Annotated in this window: 11 protein-coding genes; 8 read left to right on the top strand and 3 right to left on the bottom strand. The window is 50.4% G+C overall.

Going from position 1 to position 17,303, the window contains the following annotated elements; genetic code table 11:
* Positions 1 to 23: 23 nt before the first annotated feature.
* Together SH302x_RS04560 and SH302x_RS04555 are read right to left on the bottom strand one after the other, a co-directional pair.
* Positions 24 to 188, bottom strand: coding sequence for a hypothetical protein (locus SH302x_RS04560; protein ID WP_479364650.1), 165 nt, complete (start codon positions 186 to 188; stop codon positions 24 to 26).
* Between the two features lie 103 nt (positions 189 to 291).
* The gene (locus SH302x_RS04555) at positions 292 to 1,899 is read right to left on the bottom strand and encodes an IS91 family transposase (protein WP_479364651.1); all 1,608 of its coding nucleotides are present in this window, start codon (positions 1,897 to 1,899) and stop codon (positions 292 to 294) included.
* A 209-nt stretch (positions 1,900 to 2,108) separates the two neighbouring features.
* Here SH302x_RS04555 and SH302x_RS04550 point away from each other — a divergent pair, with 209 nt between their 5' ends.
* The 5 genes from SH302x_RS04550 to SH302x_RS04530 all read left to right on the top strand — a co-directional run bounded on the left by SH302x_RS04550 (position 2,109) and on the right by SH302x_RS04530 (position 11,332).
* Positions 2,109 to 4,199, top strand: a complete 2,091-nt coding sequence (locus SH302x_RS04550) for an MTBMA_p00010-related P-loop-containing protein (protein ID WP_479364652.1) — start codon at positions 2,109 to 2,111, stop codon at positions 4,197 to 4,199.
* Between the two features lie 223 nt (positions 4,200 to 4,422).
* Positions 4,423 to 5,409, top strand: a complete 987-nt coding sequence (locus tag SH302x_RS04545; protein WP_479364653.1) for a tyrosine-type recombinase/integrase — start codon at positions 4,423 to 4,425, stop codon at positions 5,407 to 5,409.
* Between the two features lie 796 nt (positions 5,410 to 6,205).
* On the top strand, positions 6,206 to 7,186 hold the full coding sequence (locus SH302x_RS04540) for an RHS repeat domain-containing protein (RefSeq protein ID WP_479367557.1): 981 nt from the start codon (positions 6,206 to 6,208) through the stop codon (positions 7,184 to 7,186).
* A 1,043-nt stretch (positions 7,187 to 8,229) separates the two neighbouring features.
* The gene (locus SH302x_RS04535) at positions 8,230 to 9,816 is read left to right on the top strand and encodes a glycosyltransferase family 39 protein (protein ID WP_479367556.1); all 1,587 of its coding nucleotides are present in this window, start codon (positions 8,230 to 8,232) and stop codon (positions 9,814 to 9,816) included.
* Between the two features lie 64 nt (positions 9,817 to 9,880).
* The gene (locus SH302x_RS04530; RefSeq protein ID WP_479367555.1) at positions 9,881 to 11,332 is read left to right on the top strand and encodes a GspE/PulE family protein; all 1,452 of its coding nucleotides are present in this window, start codon (positions 9,881 to 9,883) and stop codon (positions 11,330 to 11,332) included.
* A 197-nt stretch (positions 11,333 to 11,529) separates the two neighbouring features.
* On the opposite strand, the gene SH302x_RS04525 is transcribed toward SH302x_RS04530, so the two are convergent.
* A complete protein-coding gene (locus tag SH302x_RS04525) occupies positions 11,530 to 12,390 on the bottom strand; it encodes a hypothetical protein (protein ID WP_479367554.1) in 861 nt (286 codons plus the stop codon).
* A gap of 460 nt (positions 12,391 to 12,850) precedes the next feature.
* Here SH302x_RS04525 and SH302x_RS04520 point away from each other — a divergent pair, with 460 nt between their 5' ends.
* From SH302x_RS04520 to SH302x_RS04510, 3 genes are all read left to right on the top strand, one after another.
* Complete coding sequence (locus SH302x_RS04520; RefSeq protein ID WP_479367553.1) at positions 12,851 to 13,162, top strand: hypothetical protein; 312 nt, start codon at positions 12,851 to 12,853, stop codon at positions 13,160 to 13,162.
* A gap of 177 nt (positions 13,163 to 13,339) precedes the next feature.
* Positions 13,340 to 16,066: a MobF family relaxase gene (gene mobF / locus SH302x_RS04515; protein ID WP_479367552.1), complete on the top strand. Its 2,727-nt coding sequence runs from the start codon at positions 13,340 to 13,342 to the stop codon at positions 16,064 to 16,066.
* A gap of 8 nt (positions 16,067 to 16,074) precedes the next feature.
* Positions 16,075 to 16,527, top strand: a complete 453-nt coding sequence (locus SH302x_RS04510) for a hypothetical protein (RefSeq protein ID WP_479367551.1) — start codon at positions 16,075 to 16,077, stop codon at positions 16,525 to 16,527.
* Positions 16,528 to 17,303 lie beyond the last annotated feature (776 nt).

The raw sequence follows: 17,303 nt of genomic DNA, 5'->3' as shown, positions 1-17,303 counted from the left end.
TTTCTCTACAGAATTACCAGCTACTAATCTAATTTGCAGTAGCTGTTTGCAGGGCTCAAGAACGAGCCAGAACGCAGCTTAATGGCCAGAATTTGTGTTGATGATTGTCCATTAAATGCGGATTTCTCTGACTGATACGGATCTTCGAATTGCTCAGCCATTAAAGGCAAGTTGCTCTCGTTACTCATAATGCAATTCTTGTTAGCGAAGCGGGCTATGATTCGAACGCCCCCTCTCGGCTCGCAAGACTCGCCACTCTCCTGGCCGGGAGAGTTAAGCAACTCTTTCAACTTAAATCTCCGGTAATGGTAGTTGAGTATCTGATTGATTGATGCAGCTCATGCGGCTGCAAGCAGTAATGACGCGAACATCATCTGTTAATAACTTCACATCGAACGCTGAATAAATATTGGCTTCGGATCGAAGCAGCCGAGCATCTTCGAAACTCAGTTGCTTGAACTTTATGTTCTTGCGTGCCTTGGTGCAGACCTCTCGCACGCGATCGTCCAGCGATGTCCAGATAACAGCGAAGTAGCTGATCAAGTAATACACTGTTCCCATATCACCACGCGTATGCCAGGGACTGCGATACTCTTGGAAGCTCATGCCCTCCGCTCCGCATTGTTGGCATCGCGGCGCATGGTCATCGACTTCTGCTTTGGTACTTGGCGATTGGTTCTCTTCGATCAGCTTGCTTGCATCCTTAATGCTCGATTGCAGTAATGACTTATGTCGAACTATATTCACATCGTCATCATCGTCCGTATCATCATCTGAACGCGGATGGTTAAATGCGTTCAGCGCGGCACGTGTCTGCTGAATGTTTGCTTTGCGGTTTTGAGCTTGGAATAAGCCTGCATAACGGATGCGATAAACGCTTCTGGGAACGATATGCCATAGATAGCGTCGCACGAACTCGCCGCCGGGCATCGATTCTTTCTCGTACTGCTCCTTACGATAATTCCACAAGCTGATCGTAACACTTTGTCCGTCATCGCTGACGATCCGCTGGTCACTGATCGCCGTGCCTTGCACGTACTCCGACAAGTAGACCGCGCATTGTCGCTTGGTGGCAAGTACATCTGGAGTGAGCTGAGCATCTGCGACCCAGCTCCTGGCCGCGATCGGTGTTAACCATTCTGCCAACGACTGAGCGTCTGGAACTTCTAATTGCTCAGCAGTGGATTTTAGTAATAACTTGCCACGTCGAAAGAGACTCTTGAGCCCTCGGATGAACTTCTTTCGAAAGACCTGCGCCAGACGCTTGGGCTGGATCGCCGGCGCATCGGAAGGGATCTCTGTCCACTGTCGACTTTCCTGGTCAATGCCACCGGCAGTCATCATGACGTGGATGTGAACATGCGGCAGCATCCGTTGCCCCCACGTGTGCAGGGTCATCAAGATCCCAGGACGGCAACCGAAAGCTTCTTGGCAGGTTTCTAGCAGCGTCTTTTGCGCACACTGGAAGAACAGCTTATAGCTCTCAGCCGCATTGTCTCCGAATAGCTCGGTCAGTTCATGCGGCGCGGTAAAGACGACGTGATAGTACTTCGTATCTAGCTCCCAGGACTGGATCGTATCGAGCCATTTCTTACGCTTGAGCCAGCCGCAGTTGGGGCAATGACGATTGGAGCATGGCGAATACAGAATGCGTTTGGAATCACACTGGCCGCAGCGGAACCAACTGGAGCCATACGCACCGGAGCGGCATTCGAGGATCTTGTCCAGCGCATGTCTCGCATATCGTGGAATAGAATCATCGTACAAGTACGCTTTGCCATAGTGACGCAGAGCTGCAAGTACATTCTCGCTTGGTTCCCCTGGTAAACGATGATTCAGCGAGCAGGAGATCGTCTTGGTGCTCACGTTTGTTGACTGATTCAGTAAAAGTACCGTCATAACTGCGACGCATGTAGCTGCATTGTAGAGCATGACCTGCACTATGATGCCGACGCTGATCGATGGCCTCCAAAGAATTCTTTTGATTCTTCATCATCAGCCCTTGCACAAGGCCTTGCTGGCCCGTTCTGCTGAAGGGGCCTGCTTTGAAGAACTTCTGTTTGATTCCATCTATCGCCCACACAAACACTCTTGATGGACCCGCTCTCATGCTTCAACGATCACGAACTTATCAAGATAGCTTTCCACGCTTAGAGGTCTTTCTGACAGCCCCATGGCAAGCGACCGTCGAAGCCTATGCCGATAGTCTGCAAGGGATGCTGGATCGACCGGCGCTGATAACTTTCTTGCAGGAACAGTTTGGGCTTTCGATCGCTCAAGCGGCTCAGTACCAAGTCGGCTTCTCCGATCGCTCGCTGGGCAGTGAAGTTCCAAGCAATCGCGTGAAGCTGGGCCAAGAGATTCGCAATCGACTAACGCAGTTGGGGATCTACAAGGACAATGGCCGAGAGACGATGCGTGGTTACGTGACGATCCCGCTGTGGGATGAAGCTGGCGTGATCTCGGGCATCGAAGGCTGGCGGCTGGATGCCAAAAGCAAGAACCCCCAGCGGCTTGTGATTGGTACGGGATGCAGCAAGCTTGAGAGAAGGGATCTGAACAGGGATCAGGCTTCAGGAGTCAGACTTCAGGAAGAGGAAGTGTTGCAAGATGCAGTGGCTGTACAAGAAGTGACGGGCGATGGGTCGAGTACGAGTACGAGTACGAGTACGAGTACGAGCACGAGTACGAGCACGAGCACGAGCACGAGCAAGAGCACGAATGAAGTTCCGCCGGGCAGCGGCGTCAGCTTCACCGTGGAATCTGAATCGGTGTTGATCACACGCGGTGACCGCAGCTATCGCATCCGAGGGCTGGATCGCAACATATCCAGCTTATCTTTGAAGGTCAACGTCACCGCAGCGCGAGCGGACTTGATTCACGTCGACACGGTCGATCTGATGAAAGCTCAATCGCGCAATAGCTTCCAACGCGCAACCGCTGTGGAGTTGTACTGCGAGGAGGACACCATCAAGCGTGATCTCGGCCAAGTCTTACTCCATATTGAAGAGCTGCGCAATCGCCAGATCGAAGCGGCCAAGGGGATTACTAAACCCGTCGAGCTATCGCCGCAAGAGCAGCAGCAGGCACTGGGCTTGCTGAGCGATCCCCAGTTGATCAGCCGCATCATTAGCGATCTGGATCAGTGTGGCATGGTGGGCGAGCCCTTCAATAAACTCGCTGCGTACCTGGCGGCAACCAGTCGTTTGCTAGACAAGCCACTGGCGATCCTCGTGAGGTCCAACAGCGCAGCCGGTAAGACCACCTTAATGGACTCGATCCTTCATCTGATGCCACCCGAACATCAGTTGCGATTAAGTAACCTTACCAGTCAATCGCTGTACTACCTACCAGCCGGCTCGATTGCTCACAAGATACTGGCTATTAGCGAAGATCAAGGCATCTCCGAAGCAGCGTACGCTTTGAAGCTGCTACAGAGCGAAGGTAAGCTGACGCATGCGACCGTAGGCAAGAACGCTCAAGGGAACTTCCAAATGCAAACGCATGAAGTCGAAGGACCGGTGCAATTGTTTCTGACTTCCACACGCATGCAGTTGGATGAAGAGCTGGTGAATCGATGCTTTGTCCTCACCGTGGACGAATCGAGCCAACACACGCTGGCGATCCAACAGCGCCAACGACAACTCGAAACGCGAGCAGGTAAAGCCTCATTGGAACAGACCCAGCAGATTCGCAGCCTGCACCGCAATGCCCAGCGGGTGATTCGTCCGATGGAAGTCGATAACCCACTGGCCGAGACGATGCAGTTCCCTTGCAGCCGAACTCGCAATCGCCGCGATCATGAGAAGTTCCTCACATTGATTCGCACGATAGCTTTATTGCACCAACACCAGCGTCCCGTGATTTGTGACGAAGCTGGCGTCGAACGCATCGAAGTGGTTCAGACCGATATTGATTTAGCCAATCGTTTGGTCGAACGCATTTTGAAGCTGAGCATGGACGAGCTGACGCCGCAGACACAGAACTGTCTGACGTTGTTGCAGCAACTGGTGGAATCGATCGCAAAAAGGGACGGCGTCCGCAACTGTGAAGTGCGTTTCACAAGACGCATGCTGCGTGAATCGATCCAGTGGAGTGATTACCAAGTATCGACGCATTTAGACCGCTTGGTATCGTTAGAATACGTGCGAGCTCATCGCGGCCGACAAGGGGCCACGTACGTCTACGAACTTCTCTAGTTGCCCGTAGACACCCGACTTCCAGGGAAGTTCCAGGTAACTTCCAGGGGTCAGCAGCCATCATCTAAAGCCTTCTAGGATCTGATCTTAGTGCCTCTCTCCTGGCTTTCAAGCCAGATTGCGAGAGCCCCTGCCTGTCGCCATAGGTGCATCTGCCATGGCCAGGCTTAAGGCATTGGTTACTGGTTTCCCATTTCAGACTTTTTATTTCTAGGTTCCAACCATGTTGTATCCATCTTTGCTGCAAGCGTACTATCTTGATCTTCGCGTATTGAACTGGTCAGAGTCGACCATTGATCGCCGCAAGTCAAGCTTAAGGCGTTTCATTAACTGGCTGCAGGCGCGTGCCATCGATCACATCGGACAGGTTACTGCCGAGCACGTGGCCGCTTATCAACGCAGCCTTTATCATGTAGGCCATCTGCGCAGCGGGGCTCCCTTGGCCAGTTCGACGCAAGCGTCCTATCTATCGACCCTGTCGCACTGGCTGCAGTGGTTATGTTTGAAGGGTCACTTGCCATTCAATCCAGCGGTAAGTTTGGAACTGCCCAAAGCGGAAGTTCGCTTGCCCATGAATTACTTAACGGAGCCCGAGGTCGAACTGTTGATCAATCAGCCCGATGTGAAAGACGAGCTTGGCATCCGTGACCGAGCATTACTGGAGATCTTTTACTCTAGTGCGATTCGTCGCCAGGAGCTACTGTCGCTTGGGGTTTATGACATTGATCGCAGTCGTCGGTTGTTGATGATCCGCTTGGGCAAGGGGCGTAAGGATCGCGTGGTACCGATTGGTGTGCGAGCCTTGCAGTGGCTTGAAAAGTATTTGGCCGATGTGCGTCCTTGGTTGCTGGCCGGTCATGGTCGCAAGCGATTGGGGCCAGCGGCAATGCCAACAGATCGAATCTTCTTGAGCAACACGGGCAAGCCGTTATTGCCCGGTCAAGCTTCGAAGATGGTGCGAGACTATCTGGATCAGGCGGGGATTCACAAGAGCGGCGCGTGCCATGTGATTCGTCACACGACGGCAACGTTGATGCTTGAGAACGGCGCGGACTTAAGAAGTTTACAGACGTTGCTGGGTCATGCGAATTTGAATACGACTCAGATCTACACGCACGTGACCATCGATCGCTTGCGTAAAGTGCACGACGCCACGCATCCGGCTAAACCAGATGTCGAAGGCACCTCAGCAACTCCACCCGCTGAGTAGCTCAGCGACTCCGTTCGCTGAGTAGCCAGTAGCTCAGCGACTCCGTTCGCTGAGTAGTATGTAGCCCAGCGACTCCGCCTTCTTCGTTTAACCGTCAGCCGCCAGGCGTACGCGTTCTTCTTCACCCTCTCGCTTGCGGGAGGGTCGGCCGCGAGTTCCACGAGCGACCGGGGAGGGCGAGCCGCCTACGCGTCCACTTGCCAATTGACCTCGAGGCACCTGCCTCATCAAGCCAACGGCTTGTCACAATTGCTGCCGTGGCCGATCCGGTCACGGTTTGCATGCGCAGTTGATCCCTCAGGCCCGGAGGGCCAAGACAATTGATTTGCGCCAGCCCTTCGGGCTTATCGGTCTCAAGGAACCTCAAAGTCCGGTGGCCTGCGGCACACCGGCAATAATTGCTACGGCCCTTCAGGCTGCCACCTCAATATTCTGCCAATTATCCCGCCCATCTCGCACCACCGCTCAACTGTCATTCTCTATAATGGCAGACATGCAGTCTCAATCCTCATCACTTCCGGTTAAACACTTATCGCATCGAGAAATCTCGCTTAGCGATTGGGATACGTTGTGCGATCAGAATGCCCCTTATTTGAACGCCACTGTTTCATTCAATGGTTCTTTTTCTTTCCAGGCAAAGTCATCTGACGCGTCAGTCTCAAATAGCGAGTCATCACAACACGAGTCCGCAGCAGCCTGCTTTACTTGCACAGCCTCATCGCTGATCAGCAACAGTGATTGGCCTTCAGAAGTTGCACTAGCGCAGCATCGCAACCAACAGTACTCGATCTACGCTATGACCAATTCCAGCGGCAGCGTGGTAGAGCGCTACGCCTATACCGCCTACGGCCAACCAACGTTCCTAGATTCCAGCGGCTCGCTACTCGCTTCTAGCAATTATGAAAATCGCTACACCTATACCGCTCGTGAATGGGACAGCACCATCGGTCTACATTACTTTAGAGCTAGGTGGATTAGCGGGCTCAGTGGAAGATTTGGTGTTAGAGACCCTTTAAGGTTTATTAACGGTCCTTCCTTATATAACATGTATTTTTCTTTGGAAAACGCCGATCCACTAGGGTTACATGAACTTGCACCGGGTGTTCCTAGTACTGGCGGAAACTGGATTGATCCAGAAATTGAAACACAAGACTTTCTTTGGCATTACGAATGTGGCGGAGGTAAAAAACTGCTAGTTCCAAGTAGTGACATAGTCAAGCTTTTCAATGATAGCTATATCATGAAAGAATTAAATTTTGAAACGGTCATGACCAAGATGAAAGACAGTAGTGGATTGTCATGTTCAGGAAACAAGACTAAATTTGGTTCTCTTAGAATAGATTTCACTCCAAGTTCCTATGGCGGATATGTGGGGAATCAACCATACTCGATCCTCACAGATGATTTTCACTGCTATGGGGCAACATCAGTGATTATGATTACCACGGGCGTTAGTTCCATCGTTTGTGGATGCTGCACGGAGCAAATTACTGAATATAATTTTAAGGGCGTTATCGCATATCGCGTCTGGGATAAGTTTAGGAATCCTGGAGATTACAAAGGTTCTAATTATGAGGGAGAAGATGCTGATCAATACGGAGGTCCATACGAGTTCACAGGCACATTTCACACGGAGGAGTTAGATGTGAGTATTAAGTATGGTTGTGATAGCGCTGAACCACCTGTAACCGAAAGCAACGGCGGTCGGCCAAGCAGACCCAGAGATCGAGGTCCCCGCCGAGTAAGGCCAGGGAGCGAAGATCGCCCTCATAGATGATCAACCTCGACAGTAAATAGAAACGAAATGTATTGTAGAAATTTATCGTTGCTGCTAGTTTGCTGGTTCCTTGTAGTGCCAGGATGTGAATATCCTCTGCTATCAGAGAACCGAGTTAATTTTCCACCTTGGGAAAAGTTTCCCCCGAATGAAAAAGTAAGTTATGTAAAAACATTCACTCGTGATTCCGGGCACGATCCGATGTATCTAGCACTTTTAGAATACACTGACCCGGAATTAGTTGATGAATTTGCTCAAGCGTTTCATGCAAGCAAAGTAGTTGGCTTGAAGGCTTCAACGACATTTGCGACCGGTGACAGAGTTCCAAAGTGGTTTATCCCCGATAATGCTACTGAACTTTATTGCACTCCGGATTCGGTGCAGTATCACGTTACAAATATTTGGGTAGACACCGTAAACCGTAGTATTCTTATAGAGCGATCCTGGTATTGAGAAAGCCGGTGAGCTGTTTCGGGCCGGATTATTGTCGCAGTTTTTAGCCGAATTGAGACGGTAGAGATTTAAGGCTGCTTTTGTTGCGTTTGGCTGAATTTGTCATGAAGTTTGGAGAACCAACAGAAGTTTGAAGTGCGATAGGCCGAATTCGTATCGTATTTGCATATTGGCCGAGCTACGATCTTATTTGGATGTTGGCCAAAGTGTTGTCGCATGTGCACGTTGGCCGCGTTGGAGTCGCATCTACTTATGGCCGAGTTATTATCGCATTTACGCTGATCGAATTGTGGTCCTAGTTCTGACGCTTCCTTTTTCTTTTGCTATGGTGCTGTAGACTCCGTGAATTTTTTGGCGTGTGCCTGCTGCTCTTGCGATTCCAAAAGGAAAAAGTGCAAACGATCGCACCTTCTTTGGTCTTGATCGGATTGCTGCAGCTGGGCCGCTGGCTAACCGATGATTTGCGATGCTTGAGCTCACCGAGGTATTGCTCTGTTTACGAAGTTGTCTACCCCGAACTGTTACGATTCAGGTTGTTTGCTATACTGTCCCGAAATCCAGTGTATCTGCATTGAACGCACGTAATTCGCATGGCACCAGATCCTATTCCGTCCCCGCCCGCTAAATCGGTCACGCTAGTAGGAAATGTTGGTGCGGAGAGTCATAGAAAGCACTTTCGCCCAGTGCAAGTGCTTTTCTTAACCGCAGTTGCGATCTCTGCCATCGCACTTCGGCTGCCTTATCTGGTAACAAGATCAATCTGGTTCGATGAAGCCTACGCATGGAAGCTAGCCAACCATTTTTCTTGGCTTGAGATGATTCGGCGCACGGCGGCAGATGTACATCCACCTTTGGATTACACCATATCGCGAGCAGTTCAGACGATTGCTTCTACCGATTCGATTATTGTCTATCGACTCTTGGCACTAGTTTTTGGTATCGTTACCATCATTGTCACGATGCGTCTAAGTGTCGCTCAGAACTCGAAATCTTCCGTAAGGACGTGGTTGATCGCAGGCTGGACAGGCATGATTCTTGCCGTTCTACCTGATCATGTGCGCTGGTCACAGGAAGGGCGAATCTATTCATTGCTAGTCTGCTTGGTGGTCGTATCAACGTACTTTCTATGGCAGGTGCTGCAGAACCAGTCTTCCCGGCCCTGGGCCAGGTACGCTTATTTTATCTCGGCCGCCATGTTGTTGTACACGCATAACTTTGGCCTGTTTTACGTCGCCTCACAATGTGCGTTCGCACTGGCCTATTGGCTTTCTCAGCGAGGGACCCCCGTCTCTTCTTTCAAGGCAGACTACACATTGTTGTTGTGCCCATTTGTCCTATACCTTCCGTGGGTGCCGGTGTTGTGGAGACAGATTACGTCGGTCAAAGAGGATTATTGGCTCACACCGATCACGCTGGAATCGGTGTTAAGAACTTTGCCGGATCATTTTCTTAGCGACTTTCACTCAAGCGTATTGCCTATTTGGTGGTGTGTGGCAATCAACGGACTGGTGTTGCTGGCAGCCGGATGGGGTATTTTCCGAGGAAGTACACTAGAGAAATACTTGGCGTGGATGGTTATTGTTCCATTTGTCCTTGCCATCGGGGTGTCAGTCCTCTTAACCCCCGTACTCACACCGCGATATTTGCTCGCAACTTCAGTGCTCTTTATTCCTCTGCTGGTGAGGTTCATCTTTCAGATTATGGACTGGCGGCTCGCCAGTATCGCCTGCATTGCATTGCTAAGCTGGCAAGTGACAGTATGCACAAAACAAATCGCTGAGATTCCAAACAGTCCTGGGATGCGTGGCATATGTGAAGTAATCTGCGAATCTAGCCAAACGAATCAACCCGTCATCGTGCTTCGATCGTTCTTGCTTTTTGAGGCCCAGTATTATATTCGAGACCAATTAGGTCATCGTCCAGTATTTGCTCTAAATGCGTGGGGCAAAGCGATGTTTTACGGTGGAGCTCCATTGATGCGAACCGGCGAGCTTCGCAAACCAATTGCTCTTAATGAGTATCAGGGACCAGTTTGGATAATTGACTCGGATGCCTGGGGTTTCGGCAACGAAGCGGAGCTACCTGAAGGCTGGGTACCCACTGGACATGAAGTTGTTTACTCAAAATGCTTATTAGATGGGTGGGGCCGTATTCGATTGCGGGAGTTTACACGCTAAAATGGCCATGTTTCTGTACCGGCGTCGTGTATGCCTCTTTTTGCCATGATTGTACCACGCAAGCATGATTGTTGAATCTATCGATACACAGCATGAAGTATTCGACAGATTCTTCTCAAGAACTCCGATCGAACTTTGTCGCCGCGAAAAGGTCTGCTTATCCAGAAATGACCAAGGGCAAGTCTCTATTGCCGTCACATCTGAGACACAGCCATTTGTCATTGATGCGATCCGTCGATGGGTAAGATCGCCGTTACCAGTCGTCGCAACTGACTCAGCGAAGCTGCTGCTGATGATTGACAGCGCCTTTGAGCTGTATAGAAGAGGAAAGAGCGAGCAAAGCCAAAAAGTCGCTTCTACCAGTGACGTCAAGCTTCTCGCTGTGGACGCTGGAGCCGATCTGTTGCAGGATAACAGTAATGCGCCGGTCATTGAATTGGTAAATAACGTGTTTTTCGAGGCGGTGCAGTTGCAAGCCTCGGACATTCATTTCCAACCTAGAGCGGATTCAATGGTGGTCCGGATGCGGCTGGACGGAATCTTATTCGATGTCCGAGAAATCTCCAAAGAGCTGCAAGAAGAAGTGCTGACACGAATCAAGGTCGCCGGGCGAATGGATATTGCCGAAAAGCGACTGCCGCAGGATGGTCGCGCAACAGTTCGCGTCGGTAGCCGTGTGATCGACCTCCGCATTGCGTCCATGCCTGCTAGCAATGGCGAACGCATTGTGGTTAGGCTACTTGATAAGAGCGCCCGATTGTACACACTGCCCGAGCTGGGCATGGACACGTTTACCTTGCAAGCATTTCGGCAAGCAATCTCAGTAGAGCACGGACTGATTCTGGTTACCGGTCCAACAGGCAGTGGCAAGAGCACGACTTTGTATGCCGCGCTGCAGGAACTCGATACGACGCAGCGTAATGCCGTAACGCTTGAGGATCCGATCGAGTATCAATTGGAGAAGGTGTCGCAGACTCAGATTAATCTTAAGAAGGGGATGACATTTGCGTCTGGATTGCGAAGCGTTTTGCGACAGGATCCAGATATCATTATGGTAGGTGAGATTCGTGATGCGGAAACCGCGATTATGGCAGTTCAAGCTGCACTTACCGGGCATCTGGTCTTTAGCACCTTGCACACCAATGACGCTGCCAGCGCCATCACGCGAATGCTGGATTTGGGGATTGAACCTTATTTGCTAGCCAGTAGTTTGGTTTCAGTCCTTGCCCAGCGTTTAGTGCGTAGAGTTTGCGCTGATTGTTCGTCCGCAGACATTAGAGGTTGTTCGTCGTGTCGGCAAACGGGTTACAAGGGACGGTTAGGCATTTACGAACTCATGGTGGTCGATGAGTCAATTCGAAGTCTGATAACGCGTCGAAGTCATTCCACAGAGGTACGTGAGTATGCAGTTTCAAAAGGGATGAAGCTCTTAGCCGACAGCGGCCAGGAACTTGCCTCACGTGGATTGACGACCCTGGAAGAAGTTTCCAGAGTAACAATGAGAGCTAGCATGTAACGCCATGCCGTGGTTTTCGAGCAACTGATTACTGCAAAGGGACCATCACTTAAGCTACGAAGGTGTCACAGATCTGGTGGCATTGAAGCCTTTTCACGTCTGCTTTGGCTGGGATTGTTTGCGAAAGTAAATATTTTAAAGATTGACCAGGCGCGAGCGTTTGTCGCACCTGGTGGGAAGTGTGGATAGGGAGCTACTTATTGTTGCGTTCCCATATTTTCATCCGCGATATCTTCCAAGCTCGTAGGCGGATTCAAAGCGGCATCTGGCGCGTCCCCAAATACCGAAATATTCGGACTGTTGAACAAAGTGACTTTAGGTGTTGCCGACACGAGCACAGTCCCCCCATCTGGCAGGTCCATCAAGCCGGCCTGCGACCAAGCCGTTGCGGACCCCATTAAAGCGCCTGGAAACGAGCAATTTGACGTATTTGTCGAAGCCAGGGTGTGGGAGGCTATTGGCATTTCGATCACAATGAGATGGTTTGGAGTGTTCGTTGTTACACTTGTAATGAGCCCCTGGGGACCAGTTAATCTTAATTGTGGAGCGACGGGGCTGCCACCAACGTTGGTAACCCAACGAAGTTCGTAGCCAGCGCCGCTAGCTCCAATATCGAAATTTCCGTTTCCTCCAGATGCCGTGGAATAAATGTTCCCGATGACATATAGAAAAACCGTCATGTTCGCAGGATTTGTGTTAACCGCTGTCAGGCCTACACTGACATTGGAATTTGCGATCCGCCCAGTAGAAGGATTAGGACCATTTTGAAATCCGACTGCTCCAGTAGCAAAAGAGCCACTCAACAGAGCAGTACTTGGTAGATCGAGCTTAGTGGCACGGGCACTTGTCAGTGCAGTCCATTGGGTTGAGCCGTAATAGACAAAGTTAGCGGCATTCAGCGATGCTGCGTCCATTGAATGAGTAAACGTACCAGTCCAAGTTGTTGCGGTTGCGTCTGCTCCGCCGGTACACGTAAAGAGCATATTCGTCTGAGAGTAGCCTGATGCACAAGCTGCTATCGACACTAAGGCCAGAGACACACTTCTAAAGAATCGCATAGAGCACCTCCAAGGGAGCTAGATGGGAGAGAAAGATGCTTTGCCAAACGCACATACGCCTGGGCAAAGGACCATTTTATGTTTGCTTCAATATCAAATGTCGGCACGATCGCCTATTTTGTCCGACGTCTTTCCACCGCTAGCAAATACATTGAAGCAATGGTGTTTCAAGAAGCAGCGGAGCTTCGAACTCCTTATTGGCAACGCTCACCATAGGTGAATAAAAGCGTTCTTCTTTCAAGGCCACCTCATCAGTGGTGACCATGCACGATGAGGGAGCTTGCACACCCAATACTGATCCACGCATTTCGCAAGGCGAACAAGTGCGAAAGCACGCAGTAAGAATCTCTGACTGAACGATGCTCCTTCGAGGATTCTCAGCCCGTTTTGCTAACAGTTGACAAGGTCGAAAAGAAGCGATAGTTACGAAACGCTCATTAACAAAACGTAAGGAGATGACATGGAGCAAGAAAACGAACAAACTGAAGCACAACAAGTTGGAAACTCTCGACCAGTTGCACGCTTCAACGGTAGCGGTGGCCTGCAAGTTTCAATTTGGAAGGACAAGGCCGAAGGGGGTTGGGATCGGTATACGATCAAAGCGGACCGAACCTATAAAGATGACAATTCTGACTCGTTCAAGACAACTTCGTACATGCGAGATTCAGACCTGCTACGCCTTCGCCAACTCTTGCTAGACGCCGATGCATGGATCGAGCAAGATAAAGGCAAAATGCGTGGTTCGGTAGCTCAGTCAGCGAACGCTCGATAGATCGCTAACACCACAACTAGTATGGAACGGCGCGGAAACGCGCCGTTCTTGCTTTTAAATCGCTGCTGGGATTCTCTGCGTCTCACGCCAAACCACTGTCATCAAATTGTCATATTGAACTGCTAGGTACCGAATCGAGCAAATTCTGACTGCTCAATTCCATGCAAAGGGTAGTTCATGCTGCGAATAGTTGCTCAGCGGTCGAGTGCTCAGGTCAAGTCCTACTACGAGCACAGCGACTATTACGAGGAAGGTCCAAACGCTCTCAAAGGGCACTGGTTCGGAAACGGTGCGGCAAAACTGGGGTTAACCGGCATCGTCGACAAGGAACAATTTGACCGCCTTGCAGAGAACAAGCATCCCTTCGAAGATCGCAGTCTAACTCCGCGTACACGTGTCGATCGTCGCGTCGGCTGGGACCTCACCTTCTCCGTCAGTAAATCCGTAAGCATTCTATGGGCCTTGAGCCAAGACCATCGTATTCTCGATTTAGTTCGGGAATCGGTGAATGAAACACTTGGCGAGATCGAGCAAGATGTCTTAACCCGTGTGCATACCGGAAACACGATGCACACTGAGAAAACGGGCAACATTATCGCGGCAACTTGGCTACATACCACCTCGCGTCCAGTAGAGGGCTTAGCAATGCCCCAGATTCACGTCCATGCATGGCTTGCCAATGCAACATTCCGCGGCAATCGAGCTCAAGCCATGGATATCTCCCTGGTCAAAAAGGATGGTCCATACTACGAAGCTCGCTTCCATAGTCGTCTGGCAGACAAACTACGCCAGAAGCTCAACCTTTCGATAGAGCGGCAAGGCAGTAAATGGTTTGAGATTGAAGGAGTTCCGCGTCATATTGTCGAACGATACTCCGAACGCCTAAAGCAGATTGAACAATATGCTAAAGACCACAACATCACCGATCCAAACAAAAAGGCAGAACTAGGCGCCAAGACACGAGAAGCGAAGTCACACACTATTTTGCCTCAAGAACTACCCTCTGTTTGGCGAGAAAAACTACAGGACAAAGAGCTACAAGATCTGTTAACAACCGTTCGTTTAGCCGTTAGTCGCCGTGCCGCCAAAGAAGAAGTAGGCTTGGCGGTCGATCACGCCATTGCTCATCGATTTGAGAAACAATCCACGGTTCGCGACCGAGAAATCCTCACAGACGCCATTTGGCGTGGTATTGAAGGCAACAGCGTAGGCAGTGTTGAGCTTGAATATCTTCAGCGTCCACTTATCCGGGAGGGCAAAGACGAACAGGCCTGGGTCACTACTCGCGAAGTCCTGCTTGAAGAACAGTCGCTGTTAAGGTTCGCTCGACAGGGATTGGGAACTGTGAATTCTATGGCGCCAAATCGTACGATTGCTCGCGGCTGGCTCTCCGACGAGCAAAAACAAGCTGTGAAGAAGATCTGGAACAGTCACAACCGAGTGATGATCGTTGCTGGAAAGGCGGGAGTAGGAAAAACTACGCTCGCACAAGAAGCGATCGAAGGAATCCGCGAGAATGGATCGGAAGTTATCGTACTTGCACCGACGACTAAGTCGGTAAATCAGCTAAAGAGTGACGGCTTTGCTCCAAAGACACTTGCAAGCTTCCTGGAAAGTAAAAATCCTGCGAAGGATGCTCATAAGCCCGTAGTCTGGCTTGATGAAGCTGGATTGGTATCCACGATTGACATGGCTAAGCTCTTCAAGATCGCAAAGAACATTGATGCTCGGATCATACTCGCTGGGGATCGATATCAGCATGGTGCGATCCAGCGAGGAAATGCTTTGGCATTGCTAGAGGAAGAATCCGGCATCAAACCGATAGAAGTAAAAACGATACGTCGGCAAGTCGACGAGAATTACAGAAACGCAGTCCAGCTACTAAGCCAGGGAAGTGTGGCCGCCGGTTTCAACGCATTGGAGCAATTGGGCGCAGTCAAAGAACTGCCCAACGAGTCTCGCAATCAGGCATTGGCAAAACGCTATGCCGACACGATCGAAACTGGCGAAACAGCAATCGTGATTTCTCCGAGCAATGCCGAAAAGGAGATCGTCACTCAAGCGATACGAGCCGAGCTTCGGACACGGGGGAAAATCGATAGCCGCGACCATGAGCTTGTCACCCTCACACCCTACCATTGGACAGAGGCTCAGCGACAGGATGCTAAAATGTATTCTGTCGGCGATGTCGTTGAGTTCCATGCGCGTGGTCAAGGTGGCTTTAAGCCGGGGGATCGTCTTGAGGTCGCAAGTACCGATCAAAAAGATGTGTGGGTCCGAAAAGGCAATGAAGTAGCCCGACTTCCGCTAGCATCTGCTGGTGCCTTTGCCACGTTCCGACCGGTGGCTAGAACATTTGCGGTCGGGGACAGTCTTCGCATTACGCGCAATCGTCGTGCCAAGGCTGGTCAACAAAGGTTAACCAATGGCGATATTCATCGCATCAAGAATATCAAACCGGATGGTTCAATCGAGTTGCAAAATGGAATCAATATCGGATCGAACTGGGGGCATTTCACGCATGGACTGGTGACGACCAGTTACTCGGCACAGGGCGATACAAGCCAGCGTGTTTTCATTGCCCAAAGCTCCCAGAGTTTTTCTGCATCGAGTGCTGAGCAACTTTACGTATCTGCTTCGCGTGGCCAGCTTAAGAACGGAATTGAGATATACACCGACGACATAGCGGGACTTCGAAACGCGGTTTGCAAAGACCGATCGGTGATGTCCGCGATTGAACTCGATCGCAAGTCAAATGCCCATCCAGATCGAAAGTCGCGTGTGACGCAGCGGATAGAACGGCTACGTCATATCCTATCGAGTACACACGAGTATGTCGTTGACAAAGCTCGTCGAATCGCCGAAGTAATACGTCCAGAACCGTTACCTCAAATTTCTCGATAGATTTTTGTATGGAAGATACGAAACCCCGCAGCGTCGTGGATAAGCTGAAGTTATTGCCGTCGGTTGCTTCCGAGTTGGATTACATAGAAGATGAGGAAGACTACGAAGATCCTGAACACTACCAGGCCTTCGTTAGCACTCGCCAGCCCACGCGCAGGGCAGAAATGCTGGAGCTAGTTTTTAAAGATGGGAAGCGTGAGAGTTTTGCCTATTCGCATCTTTACCGGATAAGCTACGATCCAGAGACCGGCATCGTCCTTCACTTTTCTGAACACACTGTGACCGTTCACGGTCTTCGCTTATTGCCTGGAGTTCGCCGTCTTCAGAACTTTCGAATCGCTAGCATCTACGAAGCCGACTCCAGATCAATTCTCCTCAGCGAACCCAGCGATGCTGTCGTAGATTCGGTAAGAATCGACTTGCGAAAATTGGAAGTCTTCAATGACACAAAGTCAACATAGAAGCTATTGTCGGCAATTACGAAGTTCAAGGACTGGCTGCGATCAGCAAGTCGTAAGTTGTCTTCAGTTTTGCGTACTCGCCTTGACAATTATTGTTCTGCAGCTTAGCTCTTTTCCAACTTCCGTAGGCCCGTTTGCGCGTTCCGATGCGTCAGATCCGCTGGCTAGAATCAGAGCGCTTACTCGACGGGCAAGAGATAGTCTTGCTCGATTTAAGGCAACGTCCAGAAACGTGTACAAAAGTCTAAAGGCTTCAGAAGTAAGCTCCGATATGCTTAATCGATAAGCGCAATTTCCATCTGGTACGGTTCGCTTCTCAGGACACGCCCACCTGAGCAACTTAGCTTGACTGTGTGATCCGACTCATCTGATCACGATGACGATCGGCACGACTAAACCTCAGAACAAGCGAGGGGTGATGGACCAATGATTCCTGCCGACGCGATGTGCTGCTCCGGTGTCGGCCACCGGAGCATGCAAACTCACTATAGAAACACTCATCAGTGGAGTTGCATAAGCTCATAGAACGGCGATAATTCACGTCATTGGACTACGACGAGAACTATCCATTGGGCTCGAATGAAACTCTCTCTGCCTCAGAACGACACGCTATTCCTCAATCATGGTCCCGCCACCAAATCTGTGCCCAAAACTCTCCCCAAGGTACACGTTTCATTAATTAGAAAGTGCGACGTCTATTTGCCACCGTTTGTCGATCAAAACAAAGCTGACGAAAGTATTGACGTGCTACTGAAACCGAATCATTCCTCAATACT

Source organism: Njordella calcicola, from assembly GCF_056494125.1.
The sequence above is the reverse complement of the archived record's forward strand: the minus strand, read 5'-3'. Positions and strand labels throughout refer to the sequence as shown.

Bases quoted from the DNA above. Each gene is read 5' to 3' on its own strand.
- SH302x_RS04525 (WP_479367554.1), bottom strand. From the start codon at position 12,390: ATGCGATTCTTTAGAAGTGTGTCTCTGGCCTTAGTGTCGATAGCAGCT.
- SH302x_RS04540 (WP_479367557.1), top strand. From the start codon at position 6,206: ATGACCAATTCCAGCGGCAGCGTGGTAGAGCGCTACGCCTATACCGCC.
- SH302x_RS04545 (WP_479364653.1), top strand. From the start codon at position 4,423: ATGTTGTATCCATCTTTGCTGCAAGCGTACTATCTTGATCTTCGCGTA.
- SH302x_RS04535 (WP_479367556.1), top strand. From the start codon at position 8,230: ATGGCACCAGATCCTATTCCGTCCCCGCCCGCTAAATCGGTCACGCTA.
- SH302x_RS04555 (WP_479364651.1), bottom strand. From the start codon at position 1,899: ATGACGGTACTTTTACTGAATCAGTCAACAAACGTGAGCACCAAGACG.
- SH302x_RS04560 (WP_479364650.1), bottom strand. From the start codon at position 188: ATGAGTAACGAGAGCAACTTGCCTTTAATGGCTGAGCAATTCGAAGAT.
- SH302x_RS04550 (WP_479364652.1), top strand. From the start codon at position 2,109: ATGCTTCAACGATCACGAACTTATCAAGATAGCTTTCCACGCTTAGAG.
- SH302x_RS04520 (WP_479367553.1), top strand. From the start codon at position 12,851: ATGGAGCAAGAAAACGAACAAACTGAAGCACAACAAGTTGGAAACTCT.
- mobF (WP_479367552.1), top strand. From the start codon at position 13,340: ATGCTGCGAATAGTTGCTCAGCGGTCGAGTGCTCAGGTCAAGTCCTAC.
- SH302x_RS04510 (WP_479367551.1), top strand. From the start codon at position 16,075: ATGGAAGATACGAAACCCCGCAGCGTCGTGGATAAGCTGAAGTTATTG.
- SH302x_RS04530 (WP_479367555.1), top strand. From the start codon at position 9,881: ATGATTGTTGAATCTATCGATACACAGCATGAAGTATTCGACAGATTC.